19 protein-coding genes are annotated in these 21439 nt (G+C 43.6%); 14 read left to right on the forward strand and 5 right to left on the reverse strand.

From position 1 onward, the window contains the following. Positions 1–19: 19 nt before the first annotated feature. The 4 genes from BR06_RS0116505 to BR06_RS0116520 all read right to left on the reverse strand — a co-directional run bounded on the left by BR06_RS0116505 (position 20) and on the right by BR06_RS0116520 (position 4149). Positions 20–1576, reverse strand: coding sequence for a flagellar hook protein FlgE (locus BR06_RS0116505; RefSeq protein WP_031485047.1), 1557 nt, complete (start codon positions 1574–1576; stop codon positions 20–22). Between the two features lie 22 nt (positions 1577–1598). Further along, entirely contained in the window at positions 1599–2264 is a 666-nt protein-coding gene (locus tag BR06_RS0116510) for a flagellar hook assembly protein FlgD (RefSeq protein WP_031485048.1), read from the reverse strand. Beyond that, positions 2261–2806, reverse strand: a complete 546-nt coding sequence (locus BR06_RS0116515; RefSeq protein ID WP_051677152.1) for an RNA polymerase sigma factor — start codon at positions 2804–2806, stop codon at positions 2261–2263. Before BR06_RS0116515 ends, BR06_RS0116510 begins: the two co-directional genes overlap by 4 nt. Before the next feature lie 485 nt (positions 2807–3291). Next, positions 3292–4149: a flagellin N-terminal helical domain-containing protein gene (locus BR06_RS0116520; RefSeq protein WP_031485052.1), complete on the reverse strand. Its 858-nt coding sequence runs from the start codon at positions 4147–4149 to the stop codon at positions 3292–3294. 254 nt (positions 4150–4403) lie between these two features. On the opposite strand from BR06_RS0116520, the gene BR06_RS0116525 reads away from it, so the two are divergent. The 4 genes from BR06_RS0116525 to BR06_RS0116540 are packed head-to-tail and all read left to right on the forward strand — an operon-like array spanning position 4404 to position 9083. Next, on the forward strand, positions 4404–5111 hold the full coding sequence (locus BR06_RS0116525) for a response regulator transcription factor (RefSeq protein ID WP_031485054.1): 708 nt from the start codon (positions 4404–4406) through the stop codon (positions 5109–5111). Next, positions 5108–7039 (forward strand): TonB-dependent receptor plug domain-containing protein, encoded by a 1932-nt coding sequence (locus BR06_RS0116530; RefSeq protein WP_051677153.1) that lies wholly within the window; start codon positions 5108–5110, stop codon positions 7037–7039. Before BR06_RS0116525 ends, BR06_RS0116530 begins: the two co-directional genes overlap by 4 nt. Next, positions 7027–7575, forward strand: coding sequence for a YfiR family protein (locus BR06_RS0116535; RefSeq protein WP_031485058.1), 549 nt, complete (start codon positions 7027–7029; stop codon positions 7573–7575). The genes BR06_RS0116530 and BR06_RS0116535 overlap by 13 nt, the downstream gene beginning before the upstream one ends. Further along, positions 7572–9083 (forward strand): CHASE sensor domain-containing protein, encoded by a 1512-nt coding sequence (locus tag BR06_RS0116540; protein WP_031485060.1) that lies wholly within the window; start codon positions 7572–7574, stop codon positions 9081–9083. The genes BR06_RS0116535 and BR06_RS0116540 overlap by 4 nt, the downstream gene beginning before the upstream one ends. Here the strand turns inward: BR06_RS0116540 and BR06_RS0116545 are convergent. Further along, positions 9080–10150 carry a TOBE domain-containing protein gene (locus BR06_RS0116545; RefSeq protein WP_051677154.1) on the reverse strand — a complete coding sequence of 357 codons (1071 nt, stop codon included), beginning with the start codon at positions 10148–10150 and terminating at the stop codon, positions 9080–9082. The two genes, BR06_RS0116540 and BR06_RS0116545, sit on opposite strands and share 4 nt — an antisense overlap. 142 nt (positions 10151–10292) lie before the next feature. On the opposite strand from BR06_RS0116545, the gene modA (BR06_RS0116550) reads away from it, so the two are divergent. The 10 genes from modA (BR06_RS0116550) to BR06_RS0116595 all read left to right on the forward strand — a co-directional run bounded on the left by modA (BR06_RS0116550) (position 10293) and on the right by BR06_RS0116595 (position 21438). Then, positions 10293–11027, forward strand: coding sequence for a molybdate ABC transporter substrate-binding protein (modA, locus tag BR06_RS0116550; protein ID WP_031485063.1), 735 nt, complete (start codon positions 10293–10295; stop codon positions 11025–11027). A gap of 1 nt (position 11028) precedes the next feature. Beyond that, positions 11029–11685 carry a molybdate ABC transporter permease subunit gene (gene modB, locus BR06_RS0116555; RefSeq protein WP_031485065.1) on the forward strand — a complete coding sequence of 219 codons (657 nt, stop codon included), beginning with the start codon at positions 11029–11031 and terminating at the stop codon, positions 11683–11685. Then, on the forward strand, positions 11682–12386 hold the full coding sequence (locus BR06_RS0116560) for an ATP-binding cassette domain-containing protein (protein ID WP_051677155.1): 705 nt from the start codon (positions 11682–11684) through the stop codon (positions 12384–12386). The genes modB and BR06_RS0116560 overlap by 4 nt, the downstream gene beginning before the upstream one ends. Positions 12387–12430: 44 nt before the next feature. Then, entirely contained in the window at positions 12431–13108 is a 678-nt protein-coding gene (gene modA, locus BR06_RS0116565; protein WP_235727749.1) for a molybdate ABC transporter substrate-binding protein, read from the forward strand. 8 nt (positions 13109–13116) lie between these two features. Then, entirely contained in the window at positions 13117–13794 is a 678-nt protein-coding gene (locus tag BR06_RS0116570; protein ID WP_031485071.1) for a molybdate ABC transporter permease subunit, read from the forward strand. A 56-nt stretch (positions 13795–13850) separates the two neighbouring features. Then, positions 13851–14582 (forward strand): Rossmann-like domain-containing protein, encoded by a 732-nt coding sequence (locus tag BR06_RS0116575; protein WP_031485073.1) that lies wholly within the window; start codon positions 13851–13853, stop codon positions 14580–14582. A 477-nt stretch (positions 14583–15059) separates the two neighbouring features. Further along, positions 15060–16079: a molybdopterin-binding protein gene (locus tag BR06_RS0116580; protein ID WP_031485075.1), complete on the forward strand. Its 1020-nt coding sequence runs from the start codon at positions 15060–15062 to the stop codon at positions 16077–16079. A 69-nt stretch (positions 16080–16148) separates the two neighbouring features. Further along, positions 16149–18872 carry a molybdopterin-dependent aldehyde oxidoreductase gene (locus tag BR06_RS0116585; protein ID WP_031485077.1) on the forward strand — a complete coding sequence of 908 codons (2724 nt, stop codon included), beginning with the start codon at positions 16149–16151 and terminating at the stop codon, positions 18870–18872. A 74-nt stretch (positions 18873–18946) separates the two neighbouring features. Beyond that, positions 18947–21226: a pyridine nucleotide-disulfide oxidoreductase/dicluster-binding protein gene (locus tag BR06_RS0116590; protein WP_031485078.1), complete on the forward strand. Its 2280-nt coding sequence runs from the start codon at positions 18947–18949 to the stop codon at positions 21224–21226. After that, positions 21223–21438 (forward strand): DVU_1557 family redox protein, encoded by a 216-nt coding sequence (locus BR06_RS0116595; protein ID WP_031485080.1) that lies wholly within the window; start codon positions 21223–21225, stop codon positions 21436–21438. Before BR06_RS0116590 ends, BR06_RS0116595 begins: the two co-directional genes overlap by 4 nt. Position 21439 lies beyond the last annotated feature (1 nt).

Below are 21439 nucleotides of genomic sequence, written 5' to 3' on the forward strand. Positions count from 1 at the left end.
AGGAATTCTACATCACTAACTAGCGCTTCAAACCGATGGCAGTCTGGAGCAATGTATCCGCTGTTGTGACGACTTTACTGTTGGCCTGATATGCGGCCTGAATGATAATCAACTTGGTCATTTCAGAAGCTAAATCGACGTTTGATGCTTCAAGAGAGTTTGAAACAACAGACCCAAACCCAGCGCTCCCGGCTGTGCCAATAATGGCTTCTCCCGAATCAGTTGTGGCATTAAAGAGATTGCTACCGTTTGCTACCAAACCATTGGGATTGGTAAAATCAGCAAGTGCAATCTGGTACAATTCAATGGTCTGACTATTTGAATAATTACCACTTATTATACCATTCTCATCAACGTCGACTGAAAGAAGAGAACCTGTCGCGTAACCGTCCTGACTGGCGCTGTAAGTCGCGGAGGAGCTGTCACTGTAACTGGTAGTTGCTCCTGTGCTAAGTTCTGTTCCTTCAAAGGAAGGTAAGTCTGAGTAATCAGTGGTCGCTGTTATATCCGCAAGGGTCGAGATGCTGGAACCCGTTGACCATCCCCCGTTTGAGCCTACATCTGCCCCCGTATTAGACATACCGAAGCTGAAGGCTATATCCTGCCCGTCCGCACTTCCTGTGAAGTTCACATTCATTTCTGGAACACCGGAATCACTGAAAGAAGCTAGTTCCCAGTTTGATGCATCTTTTGCATTTGAGGAAACAGGAGAGTCAGTAAGAGTAAAAGAGCTCATTGAGGTCATTTGACCTTCGGAGTTAAAAGTGATTGTTCCAGTCATAAGCATTCCTGCTCCACTGGTTGTATTCATATCAGTTCCATTAAATGTGCGAAGGTCATCTTCTGGGTCGCAGGAAATTATATATTCCCAGACAATGTTACCATCGGAATCTACGCTGACTGGGTCCAGGTAAGTTGTAAGGTCATGCGAAGAACCATTTTCATCATAAATTGTCATAGTTGATGAATAGCTGTAACGAGAGTCATCCAAAGGAGGTGATTCAGTTCCATCATATAAATCGAATTCAGAAGTATATGGGTTGGACGTAACGGCATTATCAGTACTCTGAGAGTCAAGGTTCATAGAAAGACTAACATCACTGGTAGCATTAGGTGGAGACTGCGACTGATCCAAAACAATATCAGTCAATGAACCAGAAGCAGTTCCATTAGTAACTTCCCAGCCCTGCACACTATTCCCGTAAGGATCTACGAGATTTCCGTCCTTATCAAAATCAAAGTTCCCAGCCCTTGTATAATATGTAGAGCTTGTATCTGGATCTATAACGATGAAATAACCGTCACCATTTATCGCAACATTCGTGGAGGTACTTGAATCTTCATATGAGCCTTGCGTGTAGTCCGTATTTACGGTCGCAACTCCAGCTCCATTACCAACCTGATCACCACCACTTCCAGTCGTGATCGCAGAATAAAAGACATCTTCAAATGTAGTATATGAACTTTTAAATCCGACAGTACTTGAGTTTGCTAAGTTGTTTGCGACTACAGAAGTGGCCTGGCTGTTAACATTAAGTCCGGAAATTCCAGTATATAATGAACTTGTGATTCCCATTTCATTTCTCCTTTTATTAAACTCAGGACACGAAGGTTACATCACCAATAGAAACTTCCCTGCCATCATCAAGAGTGAATTCCACGTCAGAGCTTTCAGAATTAACGCCCGTCACAGTTCCTACTGATGTGAGTGAAACACTCACGCTGTCACCATATTCATCGTAGGCAGTGGCATCGAGGTAGTAGGTCCCGTCTATAGACAGTGTCCCATCAGAATTAAGTTCAATCTGACCGTATTCGGCCTCGCCACTTGAAACATCTGTAAACTCTAGGGTGTCCACGATACTTCCGTCTGAATCGTAAATATTGATGCTGAGGAGTGCTGCATCGTCGTCAAGATCAATGGTAACGTCTGAAGCAACACCATCGGTAACTTCAACCACTCCGCCATCAGCCTCAACATCCTGACCGAGATAACTAGAGCTGTTCATTGCGGAAATAGAGCTAAGCTGATCGATAATAGTATCGAGGCTTTCATTCGTTTGAGCCTGCTCATCTAAAGAAGAGTAAGCTGTCATCTGGTTAATCATTTCACTGTTATCAACAGGGTTGGTCGGATCCTGATATTCCATCTGAGTTGTAAGTAGGGTCAGAAAATCAACCTGACTGAGGCTGGAACTACTCTCCGAGGTTTCAGCAGTGATTGAAGAGCTTGTAGTTGTGTAACTTACGCCATCAATACTCATGATACGATCCTCCTTTCGCTTTCCGCTCCGAAGTAGCGGCGCAATTTTGTAATTGCCTGATGTTTAATGCTCCGAACTGTCTGTGGCGAAATGCCCAGCTGTTCCGCAACTTCAACAGCACGCAAGTCTCCCCAGAAGATCATCTTGATCACTTGTGTTTGCCTCTCTGAAAGCATTCCTCTAGGGATTTTTATTGTATAACTTTGAACTTCTACAACTGATGGTTCAGTGTATTCATCTATAAGGAGAGTATTACGATACATCTTGCGCATATAATCAATAGCTACAGACCTACTGATAATGTATAGCCATGTATTAAGTGAGCTTTTATCAGAAGAGTATTTTGCAATGTAATTGTTTTTTATTATCTTGAATGCTACTTCTTGAAATATTTCATCAACTTCACACTGCTTAATACAATTGAACTTAGTCTTTAAAAAGCTTCCAATATCATTTTTAATCTTAATATTGTTATCTTTAAAGAACTGCTCAACACTAACTGCATCTTCTTGATCATATATACTATGTATATTTGCGTTCATAGCTCCTCCTGTGCATAGAAGAAAGCAACTAGTGAACCGGAATACATTAATACAATATTATTTATTATTCACATCAAGGTAAGATAAGTCGAAGTTTTGTTAAAAACATAAAGTGAAAATAAAGGATTGAATGTGAAAATTAATAGTTCTTAACCATAATTCTCTGAAAAAATAATTTTGGAATTAAAAGCGTCATTTTTTTGATCAGAGTGGAAAAATGTTCCCGAATAAAACAGCTCAATTAGACCAAAACCGTTATAAACAAAGGGCGTGCGGAAAATATTGCTGCCATTAAAGAGGATGAGGTGGATTTAATTGTGAGTTCTTTAAGCGACACAGGGAGCCTTGCATTGAACCCAATAGATAAGTAGACAAGGGATCGATTTGGAAACAAGCGTACAAGTTCAGACTCATAAAAAATGGACAAAAAAAAAGACCCGGATAAACCGGGCCTAGATCTTGCCATTCGCTCTTTATAAAGAGAGCTAACCAATAAGCTGAAGAGCCATCTCTGGCAAAGAATTTGCTGATGAAAGCATTGCTACAGCAGACTGGGTAATGATCTGCTGCTTTGAGTAGTTGGTCATCTCGGTAGCAACATCCACATCTGAAATCTGGGATTCAGCGGACTGAAGGTTTTCAGCCTGAATTTCCAAGTTGGAGATTGTCGCATCCAGTCTATTCTCAAGAGACCCAAGATTAGCTCTGATCTTATCCTTTGATGTGATCGCGTTATCAAGGGCTTCAAGTGAGGCCTGAGCCTGCTCCTGAGTAGAGACAGTAAAACCTGCTCCCTCAGTACTCTGGTTACCAATACCAAGAGAAGATGCGGTACAACTACCTATTTCAACGCTGTACTTATCTTCTGCGGAGTCATTGCCTGTTCCGAAGTGAATAACCATGGCTTCATCGCCATCAAGGTTTCCATTAAGAAGATGGATTCCGTTGAAGTCGGTAGCACTCGCAATACGGGTGATTTCCGAAGCCATAGCCTGATACTCCTGATCAATTAATGCGCGCTGATCTGAAGTATATGTTCCGGTTGAGGCCTGTTCTGCTAATTCCTTCATGCGGATGAGCTTTTCATCCACAACAGAAAGTGCACCATCAGCGGTCTGAATCATTGAAATACCGTCGTTTGCATTTCTTACGCCCTGACTAAGAGTAGTAATATCAGAACGCATGAGCTCACGAACAGCAAGTCCTGCGGCATCATCAGCGGCCGAGTTGATTCTCAGACCAGAAGCCATCTTCTCTGTAGAACTACCTAATGCGTTGTATGCATCATTAAGGTGACGAGCTGCTGAATTAGCCACTGTGTTGTTGTTAATTACTAATGACATAAAAACCTCCGTGTTTATTTGTACATCCATGCACTAAAGACCAATGACCGATTCATTTGGCCCTCATGCATAGTTATACGCAACAAACATGCAGAACGTTCATGTCGATTTTTTGTTATTTAACATTCATATTTTTGACCGCTTTATAATTGTATAGAGCGTCTTAACATTTCTTAATATTCTTAACATTTTTTAACATTAAACATTTATGCTTATTCCTTCTAAACATTTATAGTGCATGAAGGAGAACACCCATGAACAAAATATTATTAATCGATGACGACCCGGAACTTGGTGAACTTTTAGGCACTTACCTAGGAGGCGAAGGATACACTCTGCACACAGAGTGCAATGCTTCCGAAGGTCTTAAAATATTTCGGAATGAAAGCTTTGACCTTATCCTGCTAGATATTATTCTTCCTGATATCAGTGGCTTAAGCGTACTTGATATCATCCGTTCCAAATCCAATGTCCCCGTTATTATGCTTACGGGAAAAGGTGATGAGGTTGATAGAGTGGTAGGCCTCGAAATGGGAGCTGACGACTATATATGCAAACCTTTTCAGCTGAGAGAACTACTTGCGCGGATGCGGGCAGCACTTCGCAGGTGCGCCATGATAACCGAAGACTCAAAAAAACCTGCAGGTTCAAGCAGAGGCAAGATTGCAGTTGGTGGAATTGAAGTTAACCTGGATGCACAATCAATTTTGGTTGACGGAGAAGATACCCACTTCACAGCTGCAGAATTCAGCATTATTGAACACTTATCAGCCAGTTGCGGAACTTTAGTTGAACGGGATGAACTTATGGAGATTGCTCTGGGACGAACAGTCGATTTTGACGACTATGTACTGAATGTACACATGAGCAACCTGCGCCGCAAAATAGGTGAATCAGTTAGCATCAAAACAATTCGCGGCCGTGGTTACATGATGACAGCTAAAAATCAGGTAGGCGCATGATCTTTTTCCGTAAGGCAATCTTTGCCTTTTTCTTTTTATCCCTTTTTATAACAGGAGGAATACTACCCTTCTATGCAAACGCGGCAGAACTAGACTCTCCTTCGCTTGAACAATTAGATCTCGAAGGTCTTTTAGATGTAGAAATAATCTCCCCGACAAGCAGAAAACAATCACTCGAAAATATTGCCGGTTCGTACACAATCCTTACCGAAGAAGACATAAAAGCTAGCGGTGCTACATCGGTCCCCGAAGCATTGCGAGTTGTGCCGGGCGTTCTTGTTACTCGCATGGACACAAACAAGTGGGCTATTGGTATTCGCGGTTTTAACGGGATGTTCAATAGCAAACAGCTCGTTCTTATTGATAACCGTCCGATAACTTCTCCTTTCTATTCAGAAGTAATCTGGTCAAATAATGACCTTCCTATTGAGCTTGTGAAAAGAATTGAAGTTATTCGCGGCCCTTGGACTAGTCTGTGGGGATCAGAGTCTTTGAACGGTGTAATCAAAATTATCACCAAATCAGCCAAGGAAATGAAAGGGACTCAAAGTGTCACTGTGGTCGGAACAGATGGCGTAAATCAGATGGTCCGACAAGGTGGCGAACTTTCGGACGATGGCGACTTCATGGTCTACGCGAAAGGTGGCTATGATTCTGGAACATCATATAAGGTTAACGGCGAGACTCACGAGGGATCTAGAGATTTAGTTAAAGGGTCCGCAGGTTTCAGGTCGGATTGGCAGAATGCGTTCACCGACCAGCTCACTATTCAAGGCGACATTGCATCATCCACCATTACAGAAAAATCACCTCCGGGCACCCCTTTTTCAGCGGACAGAGAGAAGAAAGAATATGGGGGTTACGCCCAGTTCACATGGGACCGCGCAACTGGAATAAATTCAGGGATGCAATTCCGCACCTCTTACACCCGCTCCGCAGCAACCTTCGATGACCTAGAAGGGATTTCGAACACAGTTGATGCTGAATTTCTATATTCAGCGGAGCAAATCGGAATGCACCTCATGACATTCGGAGTCGGTGGCCGCTATTTCTGGGATTCATTTGAACAGGGCAAACACGTTACTGTTCATAATGACCAGTTCAGCCGCATGGATGCCAGTGCTTTCGCTCAAGACAAAATGACGCTGATTGAGGATAGTCTATTTCTCACACTAGGCTTGAAACTAGACTACACAGAAGATTCGGAACTTTCTCCTCAAGCAACAGCCAGACTACTCTATACAGCCGACGAACATGAATATTGGTTAGCCGCATCACGTGCAACAAAAACACCAAGCAACTGGGTCAATGAAGGCCGGTATGAAGTAAGGTACAACGGTGAGCGATACAGAATTGATGCAACTGGAGGCCTTGATTCTGAAGAATTAACTTCACTCGAAGCCGGTTATCGTAGAATTTTTAGCGACAACCTGAAATTTGATATTTCGCTATATTTCAACAGCTATGACAAGCTGTTAACTCTCAGCTATGATGAAGATACAAGAACTGCGACTCCAACCAGTTCTCTTTGCGGCCTAATATACGGAACAGAAGCAGCCATTGACTGGAAAGCTCTGCCTAGGCTAACTATCCGGCCTTCAATAAGCTTTTCCAATCAAGATTTCACAGGTTCTTCCTCTAACAGCCCCGGATTCTCTCCACCAATCAACAGTCCAATATATGATATCAGGCTACAAGCTCTAATCGACCTTGCTGATCACTGGGAACTGGACCTTTTCACGTCCTACCTAAACAGCATGGACGACAGAGATCTAGCCACTGGATTCGGTGTTGATGCCCGGCTGGCATGGCAAGCTCTACCCAGTTTATCTCTTGAACTGATCGGGTCATCCCTCTTAACGCCCATAAGTGAAGGTAATTTTACGACCGAACCTTCCGGATCATTGAGGGTTATATGGGACTTCTAATCAACTATAGGCTCACGAAGACGATTTTTACGGCGTTCCTTGCAGTCACGATTATTATGTCATCCTCAGTAGCAATAGGGTCCGACACAAAAATAACTGCAACTAAAATACAGCTGCGTGCACTGTTCATTAAAAAGATACCCAAATATGTTCTGTGGCCTGAACAAGCTAACCCGACAGATGGCAAACCATACACAGTTGCAACCATTGATAAAGATGAACTTATTCCGTATTTTAATACACCGAATGCATTCAAGCTGGTGCGCTGGCCATCTGCAGACTGTCAGGTTCTTTTCCTTGACAGCAAAAACCCCCGTGTAATAGCGGCAATTTTACAGCGGGTAAAAGACGATCCCATCCTGACCATCGGGCAAAACCCCGACTTTCTGCGTATGGGCGGAATAATCAATCTCGTTAAGTCTGGCTCGAGAATGAAACTGCAAGTTAACATCTGTGCAGCCCGTAAAGCAGGACTTACCATCAGTTCAAAATTACTTAAACTTTCTGATATATATTGCGGAGATGAAGCTGAATGATTGGTTACCAGAATAGTATTGGGCGCAAGATAGGTGCGGCAATTCTGGGAACAACCGTTTCCGCTCTTGTCTTAACCATGACGCTCAATATTGCCTCCTTTTTCCATTCGTATAGGCAAGCAACGGTGCAAAAAGCGAATGGACTCGCTAAAATAATGGCGACCTCTACCATTTCCGCACTGGACTTTAATGATCCAGATTCTGCCAAAGAAATCCTTGATTCAATTTCATTGATCTCAAATATTGTTGGCGCTACGATCTTTACACCTTCGGGAAATATTTTCGCATCTTTCGGTACAACAGCTAAATCTCTACCCGCTCCGGAAAAGGGGGCGCAGGTTGAAATAAACACCTTTATCGTAATTCAGCCCATTCAATCCGAAAAGGAAACTTTAGGCTATATTGTGCTCGAAGGAACTTTCTCAGATCAAGGAGACTGGTTCTATCATAACCTTGCCACCTCCGGCCTGATACTCATTGCGGTATTAGCGGCCTGCATAATTGCAGCCAACCATTTCCGAAAAAAGATCACAAAACCGATCGCTCAATTAACGGCTGCAGTCAGAGAGATTTCAGAGAATAAGGATTATTCTAAACGCGTTGCTTACAAAAGTAAGGATGAAATCGGTTATCTGGTCTCAGAGTTCAATTCCATGCTCACAAAAATTGAGACTCGAGATTCGTGGTTGAACAGTCACAGAGAAATGCTTGAAACAATTGTTTCTCAGCGCACAAAAGAAGTTCGCGCCAAACAAAAACAGCTAAAAGAAAAAAATGCCCAGCTTGTTAAACAGATTCACGAAAGACGCACCGCAGAAATGATCCGAGAAGAGGTGGAACGTATCAATCGGCACGACCTTAAGTCGTCACTTAATCTAGTTATTGGATACCCGGAACTGCTCTTGAACAAAGGCAACCTGACTCCGGAACAAGGTAAATATATTAAGAGAATAGCCGCAGCCGGATATAGAATGCTCGATATGATTCAATTCCATTTGGAAATGTTTAAGATGGAACAAGGGATATACTCCCTAAAAACGATGAATGTTGACCTAATTGAAATGCTCTGTTCACTAGAAGAAGAAATGGCGCTCCTACTCAACCAATCAGAGGTTTCCTTGTCCATCATAATGAACAAAGAAGAAATCAATGGAGCGGAAGAAGTTCATATTAATGGGGAAATGGTTCTACTTAGAACAATGTTCAGGAATTTAATTAAAAACGGTGTGGAAGGATCTGTAAAAGGTGGAAAAGTCTCTATTTCTATCGAAAGTGACGAATCTTATACGACTGTCAGCATAAGCAACAGCCTTGCCGTTCCAGTCGAAGTCCGCGACAGATTTTTCAATAAATACGTGACTGCAGGAAAAGAAGATGGAACAGGCCTAGGAACATATTCAGCGAACCTTATCGCCAAAACGCACAATGCATCAATTCATATGGAAACATCAGATCAAGATGGTACCGTTGTTTCTGCTAAATTTTTAGCTGTCACAAAAGAGTCTTAAACCACGTGCAGAACAATAGATAAGGCCTTAAAGCAAAACTCGACATTATCACCTTCACTCATTCCATCTTCCTCAATACTCCATGAGGTTACAAGCGCGCATAGCCTTGTGCCGGAATCGGTTTCACCAGAAACCTCCGCTAAAACTTCAGTCTGTTTAAGTCCAGTTACTTTGGCAACGATACAATTTCTTGTGCTGGAGCTACCGTCACCAGTTAAGGGTCGGACAGCCACAAGCGGAGCTTTAATTGTAGCGGAAACAGGCACGCCGACATCAAGATCTAGCTTATATAAACTTTCAAGTGTAATGACGGAACTTATACGTATTTCTTCGGAAGTAATAAACTCCACATCTGCTAGAATTCCATCGCGGGTAATCCGGCTAACATGACCAATGAAAGTGTTTCGGGCACTACTCTTAAGTGATGAATCCTCAAGTGCCATACGTCTGACAATATTCTGCACATCACCTTCTGACCACTCTTGATAGACAGTCGAAAGATCCGCTGAAGATTGCCCCAGAACCTTGCGCACAACCCCGAGCGGCACACCGTTTCTAAGCAATTCTACCGCCCGTGATCGTCTAAGAACACTCGGCGAACCTAGTTCGCGCGGAATGCTACATGCTTCCGCCCTATCGTAAAAAATACGCCGCACATATCCAGGGTCGAAATGAAATATTTTACCTTCAAGCCCTGCACCCATAGGACCTTCAATTAAAGCTTTAAGTTCTCGGCAAACAGTTTGCGGAAGAGGAACTTCACGGCTCTGTGCTCCGCCCCCCAGAACAACCGCTGCCCGTGCTAAATTCAAGCTTTTACTTTCATCCATTTTGCGAATTTCACCCAACTTTGCACCAGTGTGACGTAAAAGCAAAAACAAGCAAAAAATCCTTGTTCTCGAACGCAAATGATCCGCGCGCACAGCTTCGTCCCGCCATGAACGGTATGTAGATTCCAAGCAATCAAGCATCTTTGTGTCCAGATGTTTTACATTATCCGGCACTCCAAAAACCTCTGAAACCGCTAATTTATCACTATTATTGAAATTTTGTTTTTTCATATTCATGTTTTCACCTAAAACAAATGCCTAAAGTCACGTTTCCTGTTTTTACCGTGACGGAATTGTTTATTCATAAGTATCCACATAATCACAGAACAGCTTAATAATCTTAATGCAAAATAATAACAATGAAATTGGAGAATTTACAATGAAACGCATGCTCACTCTAGTCCTTACAATCCTTCTAGCATTGCCAATAGCTGCAAATGCGGCAGACTTACTGGTAGCACAGGCAGCTAATTTTATGCCTGCGATGCAGGAAATTATTCCAGCATTTAAAACGGCCACAGGGCTTGAGGTTCAGGCAACTTACACTTCAACGGGAAAGCTATATGCGCAGATTACACACGGCGCACCTTTTGACATATTTCTAGCAGCAGATGAACGTCGGCCTCAAAAACTATTTACTGACGGACTTGCTGAAAAGTCATTCGTCTACGCAAAAGGTAAAATAGTGTTCTGGTCACTCAAAAAAGAATTCGGTTCCGCCCCTTGGCAGGAAGCTGTTAAAAACCCTGCGCTCCACAAAATCGCCATCGCCAATATAGAAACAGCCCCATACGGGACCGCAGCTATGAAAGCTCTAAAAAAAGAACACCTATGGGAAAGTGTTGAGCCTGAACTCGTATACGCTCAGTCGATTGCACAGACCTTTCAGTATGCAGCTACAGGTGCCGCTGATGCAGGATTCTGTGCTTACTCATCCGTATTCACAACAGAAGGACGCAAAGGAACATTCACTGTTGTAAAAGAAGCGCCACCAGTTATTCAGGCTGCCTGTATCCTGAAATCATCCGCGCGCAAAGATACAGCTCAGAAATTCGTAAAATTCCTATCAGGTCCAGAAGTTAAAAAAATTAAGAATAAGTACGGATACGAATAGCATGGATTTCGTTCCGCTAATTCTATCTGCCAAGCTAGCTGTTGCAACAACGCTGTTAATTCCGCTTGTTGCAGCGCCTACGGCCTACATTTTGGCGTTTGGGCGCTTCCGGGGAAAAAGTTTAATTGATGCTATTGTCTCCCTCCCCATGGTTCTACCTCCCACGGTCCTAGGTTTCGGGCTCCTGATTTTAATGGCCCCGAACGGACCGCTGGGAGGTATTTGGAAAGATGCCACAGGCGAACGTATGGTTTTCAGTTTTTCAGGTATTTTGTTGGCATCCTTGATATACAATCTCCCCTTTGCTGTTCAGCCTATGCGAGCCGCATTCGAAAAACTTGATATTCGTTTACTGGAAAATTCCGCAGTGCTCGGTCTTTCCGCATCAGCTACATTTTTCAGAGTGGTCCTACCGAACAGTCTACCCGGACTTGCGGCAGCCGCTATGCTGGTTTTTGCGCACAGCCTTGGTGAATTCGGGGTTATACTGATGGTTGGAGGAAGTATTCCCGGATCAACAAAAGTAGCTTCCATTGCAATTTACGAAGCTGTTGAAGCCATGCGTTATCAAGATGCACTGTTCATGTCTCTGGCAATAATACCTGTTAGTTTTCTAGCATTACTTGCCATTAACCGTCTCAATGGAAAACGCCGATGACTCTCCGCATAGACATTCGCAAGAAACTTGCAAACTTTACTCTAGACGTATCCCTTAAATGCCCGTCAGGAACTCTCACGGCAATTGTCGGTCCCTCCGGCGCCGGTAAAAGCACTTTAGTCAGGATTATTTCCGGCCTTGAGCTGCCAGATGAGGGCATAGTTTCATTGGGAGATAAGTTGTGGAATGACACTGCAACGAATTTCCACGCAACTCCGCAAAAAAGAGGACTTGGACTGGTCTTTCAGGAATACACTTTGTTTCCGCACCTCACAGTTCGTAAAAACGTAGGTTTCGCAGCAGTAGATAAAAGTTGCGTTCAAGAATTGCTAAACAAATTCGGCATTGACCATATCGCAGATCGTAAACCTTCGGGAATTTCCGGCGGCGAAAGACAGCGCGCGGCATTTTGTCAGGCCTTAGCCCGTGAGCCGGTTCTTTTGCTCCTGGATGAACCGTTTTCAGCACTTGATATCGCAACCCGCGAATCGCTAAGAAGCGAGCTACGCGATCTCAAACAAGAGCTGAATATCCCCATGATTCATGTCACGCATGACTTGGAAGAAGCATATTACCTCGCTGACGATATCTTCGTAATGGAAAACGGCAGAGCTGCTCCCGAGTGGTTGGAGCGCCAGACTTCCCGCCGAAATGTAAGCTTCCTAGCTCCTCAACAATTTCAACTCGTGAAAAATATGTAATGAATATTAATAAACTATATTTGATCCTTATATTGGTTTTTTGTGTGCCAATATCGGCACAAGCAAAAGTAGTACTCGCTTCCGGCGCGGGATACAGATCGCTTGTGGATGACCTATCTGACTCCTATACAAAAGATACCGGGAACAAAGTGGAACGCATCTATGGCAACATGGCTCGCGTAACAGCACAGGCCCGCATCAGCGGAGCTGTTGATATGGTGCTGGGTGATAAAGATTTCTTAGAAAAAGCCACGCTCTCAGCCAAAACAACTCAGCCCGTTGGTACGGGAAAACTAGTTGTCGCCTACCCTATAGGAGCAAGCTATCAGAATGAGTCGGATCTACTTTCAAAAAGCATAACCCGCATAGCTATCCCGGACACCCAGAAGGCAATATACGGTAAAGCTGCAATGCAATATCTGCGCGGTAAAGGTCTATATAATAAAGTTGAATCCAAACTCCTCATTGTCGGAACGGTACCTCAAGCGGCATCATATGTTATTGCAGGAGAAGTCGATTATGCTTTAATTAACCTAACACATGCACAAAAAATCAGTAAATCAATCGGGGGATATGCCCTTATTGATCAAAAAGATTACTCACCAATCCGCATTGTAATCTGGCAAATGAATAACGCGGCCAATGAAAAAGAATGTGCTGATTTCATGGCATTTTTAAAATCAGATAAAGCTCGCAAAATAATTGCCAGACATGGAATGTAAGGCATTTGATGGACTTTAACTTAGTGGCAACTATTTCAGATAGCTCGACGCTAAATCCGCTGGCTCTTTCAGGTAGAGTTCTAGCTGTCTCGGGCATGCTGCAGCTTGTACTGGGCATACCTTTAGCGTGCTGGCTTGCCCGTTCGCGTGGCCCCCTCAACAGCATCGTAGACACAGCGATTACACTACCTCTGGTTTTCCCGCCTGTGGCAATGGGCTTTGGGCTTCTATTGCTACTTGGCAGGCAAGGTCCGATGGGAAACTTACTTGGTGAATCGATTATCTTCAGTTTCCCGGGACTGGTCGTTGCAGCTTTCATTGCCGGATTGCCACTTGCTGTAAAACCGATTCAGGCAGCTCTTCGCTCTGCAGAAGCGACTAGACTTGCGGAGGTTGCCGCGGTACTAGGGAAATCTGAAATAGTTATAGTTCTAATAGTACTTCTACCTTATGCGAAACGAAGCATCGCAGCGGGGATGCTATTGGCCCTTGGCCGCTCACTTGGTGAAGTAGGCATGACTTTAATGCTTGGCGGAAATGTAATAGGCAGAACAAACACACTCTCCCTTGAAATATACAACGCAGTTTTCAACGGAGAATTTGAAAGAGCTATGGTTCTGTCGCTAATAATCGGGACAGTTTCCATAGCAATGTTTGTAATTTTAAAAAAAGTTTCGGATACATAATTTAATATACGCGACTAGATTCATAATCAGAAACAAAACTAGAAAAAGGACAAATAATGAACAAATCCATTCTGAAAACAGTACAAGAAAAAGCCCGCCAAATCTGGGATGACGAAGGCATTTTAGATGAAAAGATTAACGTAACAGCTCGTACCCTCAGCACTGAAGAAGCCATCGGAAACCCCGAGGGTGACGATTTTCCATTGCTGCGCGGGAAAGAAAAATTAATGGAAGCAGAATTTCGTAATTCGAAAGGACAAGCCTTCACGGATCGTTTTGGTAATTTCAGCTCTTCCCTACGCGAAATTGCCCATATGGATCTTGAAAATAATTTTAGACGTGCGATTTTTATATCTTCACTTAATGCAGTTCAAGCCAGCTTAAACCAGACAGATAGAACTATACACTGCCGCGATGAAGGGCCTGCCCTTTGCGCTCCCAAATTTGCTGATCACGTTATGGATAAATACGGCAAAATACGTATCACTCAAATAGGATATCAGCCTGCAATGATAAAATCATTTGCTGACAAATTTGAGCTTCGGGTCGTTGACTTAGATCCAGATAATATTGGGAATATAAAATGCGGGATAACAATTGAAGGACCAGATGACACCGCAAAAGCTATCGATTCAGCCGAACTATTAATAGTTACAGGCTCAACAATTGTTAACGATACCCTAGGAGATTTTCTCATTGACGGAAAACCAACAATATTTTTTGGAACAACTGTAGCAGGTGCGGCAGACATTATGGGTTGGACTCGTTTTTGCGCAGAAAGCAGCTAATTATTCCATGGCAACTTCTGACACACACACATAATATAGTGGCGCAGAATGACACACGGCAGCTTAACCCTCGTTTTATGTGTAATTGTGCATAATAAACCCATTATAATTACACCACATAAATCATTATGTCTATTTATACATAAATAAAGACCCACTCCACCTCCACCATACAAATATAAACAGCTATAATATATGCTTTATTTTTTGGACCTCTTTTTGCTAAGAGGTTCAAGAAATAAGCGTTTTACTGCGTGCCACGAATTAAAGCCATGCTTTACGGATTTTAAAGAGAACTTTTAAGAGCTCTCATTTAATTCTTGCGGCATTATTATGTTGACTTATTATGCCAAAATAGACATATAGATTCCCGTAATAAGAACAGTATTACTGCGAAGTTCAACACGTATTAAAAGCACTGAATTGGATAAAAACTGAATTGATCTGGCATAATTTAATAATCTGGAGACACGACTCATGATGAAAACAGTTCCTGTTGAGGATGCCATAGGAAACGTACTCTGCCACGATATGACCCGTATTGTTCCCGGGGAATATAAAGGACCTGCTTTTAAAAAAGGTCATATTATCTGCCAAGAAGATATCCCTGTTCTGCTCGAAATTGGAAAAGAACATGTTTACATTCTTAGCCTCGAAAAAGGACAACTCCACGAAAATGATGCTGCAAGACGCATTGCAAAAGCCGCCGCAGGACCGGGTATAACTCTTTCTGATATAAGCGAAGGCCGCATTAATATGAAAGCTGCCCCGGGGCTCTTATCCATTAACATTGAAGCTCTTGAACGCATCAATTCAATTGAAGAAGTCGTGATTGCTACAATGCATAACGGTTTACATGTTTCATCTCCTCGTGATGTGGCAGGAACCCGAGTTGTTCCGCTAGTTATCGACGAAAGCAAAATCATCGAAGTAGAAAAAATATGTAGAGAATGTGGTCCGATTGTAAGTGTGAAACCTTTCCGAAATCTCAAAGTCGGAGTCATTACAACCGGCAGTGAAGTTTACACCGGACGCATAAAAGATAAATTCGGCCCAGTTATCCGCGAAAAATTCAAACACCTTAATTCCGAAGTAATCTCCCAAACTTTTGTCAGCGACGACCCTGAAATGACTCGTGCGGCCATTTTGAAGTCCATTGATGATGGAGCTCAAATGGTTGTTCTTACCGGTGGAATGAGCGTCGACCCAGACGATCAAACCCCCGCGAGCATCCGATCAACAGGCGCTGAAATTATCACATATGGTGCTCCATCTTTCCCAGGAGTCATGTTCATGTTGGCCTACCTGAACGGTGTCCCGATCATCGGACTGCCCGGGTGTGTCATGTACTACCGTGCCAGCATTTTCGATCTCATTGTTCCTAGAATTGTAGCAGGGGAAAGACCCAAAAAGAGTGAATTCGCATCCCTTGGGCATGGCGGATTCTGTGCCAGCTGTGAAACCTGTCGTTACCCTCTATGTTCATTCGGTAAATAATAAATTTTGCGCTTTGTTGAGGCGCTTAATTATAGTGAAACAGCAATAATTTTAAGGAGGCTTTTTAGAATGATTAAAAAAACGCTCAAAGTTAACGGAGTAGAACGCACAGTGATCGTGGAAAACGATACTGCGCTTGCTACTGTTTTACGTGAAAACCTCGGTCTTACTAGTGTTAAGATTGGTTGTGGAACTGGGCAATGTGGTAGCTGTTCCGTACTCATCGATGGAAAAGTTAAACGCACATGTTCTCTTAAAATGAAACGTGTTGAAAATTTCACTGAAATCCTCACCACTGAAGGAATCGGAACACCTAACCAGCTACACCCTATCCAGATTGCATGGATGGCACATGGTGGAGCTCAATGTGGTTTCTGTACTCCTGGATTTATCGTATCCACTTACGGTCTCATTCTAGCTAAGCCATCTCCAACTCGCGAAGATGTTCGTGACTGGTTCCAGAAACACCGCAATGCTTGTCGTTGTACTGGTTACAAACAGCTTGTTGATGCAGTAATGGACGCAGCAGCAGTTATGCGCGGCGACATGAACGTTGATGAACTTCTCTTCAAAATGCCTGAAGACGGACGCATCTGGGGATCAAAATACCCACGCCCAACAGCAGTTGCTAAAGTTACTGGTACTCTTGATTATGGCGCAGACCTCGGCCTCAAGATGCCTGAAGGAACACTTAAATGTGCTCTAGTACAGGCAGATGTATCTCACGCAAATATACTTTCCATTGACACCAGCGAAGCTGAAAAAATGGAAGGCGTAGAAAAGATTGTTACTCATAAAGATATCAAAGGTAAGAACCTCATTACCGGCCTGATCACTTTCCCCACCAACAAAGGTGACGGATGGGACAGACCTATTCTTGCTGAAAAGAAAATCTTCCAGTTCGGTGATGCAATTGCCATCGTTTGTGCAGACACTGAAAAGCATGCAAAAGCAGCTGCCGCGAAGGTTGTAGTTGAAATCGAGCAGCTTCCTGAATACATGAGTGCTCCAGCAGCTATGGCTGATGATGCTATCGAAATTCATCCTGGCACACCAAACGTATACTTCGAGCAGAAAATTGCTAAGGGTGACGACACAACTCCTATCTTTGATAAAGCTGATGCAGTTATCGAAGATGACTTCTATGTTTCACGCCAGCCTCACATGCCTATCGAACCAGATGTAGGATTTGCTTTCATGGATGATGATGGCAAACTTTGCATTCACTCCAAATCAATCGGCTTGCATCTGCATGCTGCTATGATCGCTCCTGGTATGGGCATTGAAGTTGAAAACCTAGTCATGGTTCAGAACTTTGCTGGTGGTACTTTCGGGTACAAATTCAGCCCGACAATGGAAGCACTCGTTGGTGTTGCATGTCTTGCTACTGGTAAACCTGTATTCTTGAACTACACATGGTTCCAGCAGCAGACTTACACAGGAAAACGTTCACCATTCTTCACAACTGTACGTCTTGCTGCAGATAACGATGGTAAACTCCGCTCCATGGAAACTGACTGGATTTGTGACCACGGTCCTTATTCTGAATTCGGTGATTTGCTGACTCTTCGCGGTGCTCAGTTCATCGGAGCTGGTTACGATATCGCATCCATCCGTGGTAAAGGTCGCACAGTTTGTACCAACCACGCATGGGGTTCTGCTTTCCGTGGATACGGTTCAACAGAAGTTGAGTTTGCATCAGAAGTTCTGATGGATGAACTAGCTGTTAAATTGAACATGGATCCTTTCGATCTTCGTTACAAAAACATCTACCGCGAAGGTGCTACAACTCCAACAGGACAGACTCCTGAAGTTCTGAGTCTTGTAGAAATATTCGACACAGCTCGTCCTCTATACGAAGCAGCTAAAAAACGTGTTGCCGCGAAATCTACTGATGCAATCAAACACGGTGTAGGTATCGCCCTCGGTGTTTACGGTTGTGGTCTAGATGGACCAGATGCTGCTGAAGCTGAAATTGAGCTTAATGCAGACGGTTCTGTAACTATGTACGCTTGCTGGCTTGACCATGGTCAGGGTGCTGACATGGGTGTTCTCGGAACAGCTCATGAAGCTCTCCGCCCACTAGGTATCGCTCCTGAAGATATCCACTTGGTAATGAATGACACCCGCACCTGTAAAAATGGTGGCCCGGCTGGTGGTAGTCGTTCACAGGTTGTTATCGGTAATGCAATCATCGCTGCTTGTAGAGCTTTGATGGACAGCATGCGTAAAGCTGACGGTAGCTTCCGCTCTTACGACGAAATGTCCAAAGAAAATGTTGCTCTCCGCCACACCGGTGCATGGACCGCTCCTTGTACTGAATGTGATGAAAACGGTCAGGGTAGCCCATTCGCATGTTACATGTACGGGTTCTTCATGATGGAAGTTGCTGTTGAAGTCGCAACTGGTAAAGTTGAAGTTGAAAAAGCAACTCTTGTTGCTGACATCGGTAAAATCAACAACAAACTAGTTGTTGATGGTCAGATGTACGGTGGACTTGCTCAGGGTATCGGAATAGCTCTTACTGAAGACTATGAAGATATCAAAAAGCATTCTACTATGATCGGCGCAGGTTTCCCTTTCATCAAAGATATCCCAGACGCAATGGAACTTGTCTACATTGAAACACCTCGTCCAGAAGGCTCTCATGGAGCATCCGGAGTTGGTGAACTTCCTTTGACTTGTCCTCATGGTGCAGTCATCAATGCTATCTACAATGCATGTGGCGCACGCGTCACTAAGCTTCCAGCTAAGCCAGAAAAGGTTCTTGCTGCACTGAAAGCTAACGCTTAATTATTAAAAGGTCATGGCTGAGTGTTTTTAAAGCACTCGGCTATGACTATATTTTTTACAGGTATAGGATTATTATGGATCAGGGATCACTTCACGAAATAGAAGCAAAGTGTATTCAGGAAGAACCTCCCCGATGCCGGGCCGCATGCCCGCTTCACGTGGACGGACGGGAATTTTGCAGACTTTTAGCAGCCGGTAAAACGGATAAAGCTTGGGCTGTCCTTTGCAGAACACTTCCCTTACCTGCCATAACAGCGCGCATCTGTGATGCCCCCTGTAAAAAAGCCTGCCTCCGCGACAAAGTCGGCGGCGGAATAGAAATGAACGCACTTGAGCGGTTTTGTGCTGAAAACACAAAACGCACTCCTCCCTTCCGTCCTTTACCAGCACGTGGAAAAACAGTCGCTATACTTGGCGCATTTTTGCCGGGACTGACAGCCGCTTGGGATCTTGCCAAAAAGGGATTCACTGTTACTGTCTTTTGCCAAAACAGCGACGAAGCATTTGCAACCCTGCCGCAAGAATTTATGTATATGGACATTTTTCAGCAAGAATTAGCAACTATTAAAAAAATGGGTGTCACTTTTGATGAAAATTGCGCACCTGACTTAAAACTCACTGAAGAATGCTTAAAAAAGTTCGACGCTGTTTTTGTTGATCCAATAGCATACAATGCAAGTATGCTAAATATAAAAGATCCGTCTGTTACCACTCTTGAAACTGAACACACTGGACTATTTGCAGCAACGGCACCCAAAAAAGATACATCTTCCATTTTTCTTATGGCAATCGGCCGAAAGGGAGCTTTATCCATTGAAAGATTTATGCAAAAGGCATCCCTCGCGGCAGGACGTGAACGCGAAGAGCCTTTTGAAACAAAGCTTTATACAAATATCAGCAAAATTGAGTCGCTTGCACCTATTAAACTTCCAGTGGCCGGATACAATTCAGATACAGCAAAAGAAGAAGCTTCGCGCTGTATCCAATGTGAATGCATGGAATGTGTTAAGAATTGTACTTACCTTTCTAGCTTTGATGGATACCCAAAAGTTTTTGCGCGGCAGATATATAACAATGCATCCATAGTAATGGGCACACGCAGGGCAAATATTCTTATTAATTCATGTATGCTCTGTGGCCTATGCACCGAAATATGTCCTGAAAATTTCTCCATGAAAAATCTGTGCATGGACGCACGACAAGATTTAGTTAGCAAGGGCCATATGCCTCCCTCTGCTCATGAATTTGCATTGCGCGACATGGAACATGCCGACCGCGATACTTGCACTATCAATAAGCACCAAGCCGGAACAAATGAAAGTGAATGGGCATTTTTCCCGGGGTGCCAGTTACCGGCCTCTGATCCTACTGCAGTTGAACGAGTTTATAATTACCTTTGCGAATCCTTAAACGGAGGAACAGGGCTAATGCTCCGCTGTTGCGGCGCTCCTGCGGATTGGTCTGGGCGCATTGAACTTTTCGCAACAAAAGCAGAATCTATCCGCTCCGATTGGGAGTCTTTAGGAAAACCCAAAGTTATTGCAGCATGCCCTTCGTGTATGGAAACTTTACAAAAAGCCATCCCCGAAGCAGAAGTTACCTCATTATGGTCAATACTCTGCCAGTACAGAGAAAACTTGAATCCTGTTTTACCTGAAACAATTTCTTCACTTCAAGACCCCTGCACAGCAAGACACAACGAAAAATTGCTAACTGATGTCCGTCTTTTATTATCTGACCTTCGCATTGAATTTACCGAACCAGAATTATCAGGGCTACACACTGAATGTTGTGGATTCGGCGGACTTCTGGCCGGGGCTAACGAACCTTTATCAAAAAAAGTGGCAGAAGCGCGCGGATCTAAACTTGATGGAGATGGAATCACCTATTGCGCCATGTGCCGCGATATGCTCGTAAAAAGCGGAAAACGCTGCCTTCATTTATTAGACGTAATATTTCCTTCGGAAAGTCCCGACCCCGCAGCGCGAACTGTACCCCATTACTCAGAGCGTCGCGAGAATCGAGTCAGGCTTAAGGGGCAGATGCTAGATATAATCTGGCGAACCCCATCTGCTCCTCGTCCTGACTATGAATCTATTCTCGTCTCTTTTACCAAAGAGGCAACGAGGCTCATGGAAGAACGTCGCATTCTTATTACTGACATCCAAAAGACTCTTAAGGCTATGGATACATCAGGAAAAGTACTCGAAAACATTGAGACGGGCCTCAAGCTGACATATTTTAGACCAGTTACAGTTACTTACTGGATTGAATACGAACAAACAGCTGAAAACAGTTACCTGATCCACAAAGTATGGAGCCATCGTATGCGCATACTTGGAGTTAGCAAATGAGCACATTAAAAGTACTGGATGCAGATTTTTCCGCATGGAAATGCTCTGCATGCGGAAAAACACTTGTTCCTAAAGCTGTCGAATTAGAATACCTTGAAAGCGTCTTTTCAGTAGAACTACCCGCCTGCCCGGAATGCGATTTAGTTCTTATTCCAGAAGATTTGGCTCTTGGAAAAATGGCGGAAGTGGAGAGTCTTTTGGAGGATAAATAGC

The organism is Maridesulfovibrio frigidus DSM 17176 (assembly GCF_000711735.1).
Lineage (GTDB): Bacteria > Desulfobacterota > Desulfovibrionia > Desulfovibrionales > Desulfovibrionaceae > Maridesulfovibrio > Maridesulfovibrio frigidus.

Bases quoted from the DNA above. Each gene is read 5' to 3' on its own strand.
- BR06_RS0116505 (WP_031485047.1), bottom strand. From the start codon at position 1,576: ATGGGAATCACAAGTTCATTATATACTGGAATTTCCGGACTTAATGTT.
- BR06_RS0116510 (WP_031485048.1), bottom strand. From the start codon at position 2,264: ATGAGTATTGATGGCGTAAGTTACACAACTACAAGCTCTTCAATCACT.
- BR06_RS0116515 (WP_051677152.1), bottom strand. From the start codon at position 2,806: ATGAACGCAAATATACATAGTATATATGATCAAGAAGATGCAGTTAGT.
- BR06_RS0116520 (WP_031485052.1), bottom strand. From the start codon at position 4,149: ATGTCATTAGTAATTAACAACAACACAGTGGCTAATTCAGCAGCTCGT.
- BR06_RS0116525 (WP_031485054.1), top strand. From the start codon at position 4,404: ATGAACAAAATATTATTAATCGATGACGACCCGGAACTTGGTGAACTT.
- BR06_RS0116530 (WP_051677153.1), top strand. From the start codon at position 5,108: ATGATCTTTTTCCGTAAGGCAATCTTTGCCTTTTTCTTTTTATCCCTT.
- BR06_RS0116535 (WP_031485058.1), top strand. From the start codon at position 7,027: ATGGGACTTCTAATCAACTATAGGCTCACGAAGACGATTTTTACGGCG.
- BR06_RS0116540 (WP_031485060.1), top strand. From the start codon at position 7,572: ATGATTGGTTACCAGAATAGTATTGGGCGCAAGATAGGTGCGGCAATT.
- BR06_RS0116545 (WP_051677154.1), bottom strand. From the start codon at position 10,150: ATGAATATGAAAAAACAAAATTTCAATAATAGTGATAAATTAGCGGTT.
- modA (WP_031485063.1), top strand. From the start codon at position 10,293: ATGAAACGCATGCTCACTCTAGTCCTTACAATCCTTCTAGCATTGCCA.
- modB (WP_031485065.1), top strand. From the start codon at position 11,029: ATGGATTTCGTTCCGCTAATTCTATCTGCCAAGCTAGCTGTTGCAACA.
- BR06_RS0116560 (WP_051677155.1), top strand. From the start codon at position 11,682: ATGACTCTCCGCATAGACATTCGCAAGAAACTTGCAAACTTTACTCTA.
- BR06_RS0116570 (WP_031485071.1), top strand. From the start codon at position 13,117: ATGGACTTTAACTTAGTGGCAACTATTTCAGATAGCTCGACGCTAAAT.
- BR06_RS0116575 (WP_031485073.1), top strand. From the start codon at position 13,851: ATGAACAAATCCATTCTGAAAACAGTACAAGAAAAAGCCCGCCAAATC.
- BR06_RS0116580 (WP_031485075.1), top strand. From the start codon at position 15,060: ATGATGAAAACAGTTCCTGTTGAGGATGCCATAGGAAACGTACTCTGC.
- BR06_RS0116585 (WP_031485077.1), top strand. From the start codon at position 16,149: ATGATTAAAAAAACGCTCAAAGTTAACGGAGTAGAACGCACAGTGATC.
- BR06_RS0116590 (WP_031485078.1), top strand. From the start codon at position 18,947: ATGGATCAGGGATCACTTCACGAAATAGAAGCAAAGTGTATTCAGGAA.
- BR06_RS0116595 (WP_031485080.1), top strand. From the start codon at position 21,223: ATGAGCACATTAAAAGTACTGGATGCAGATTTTTCCGCATGGAAATGC.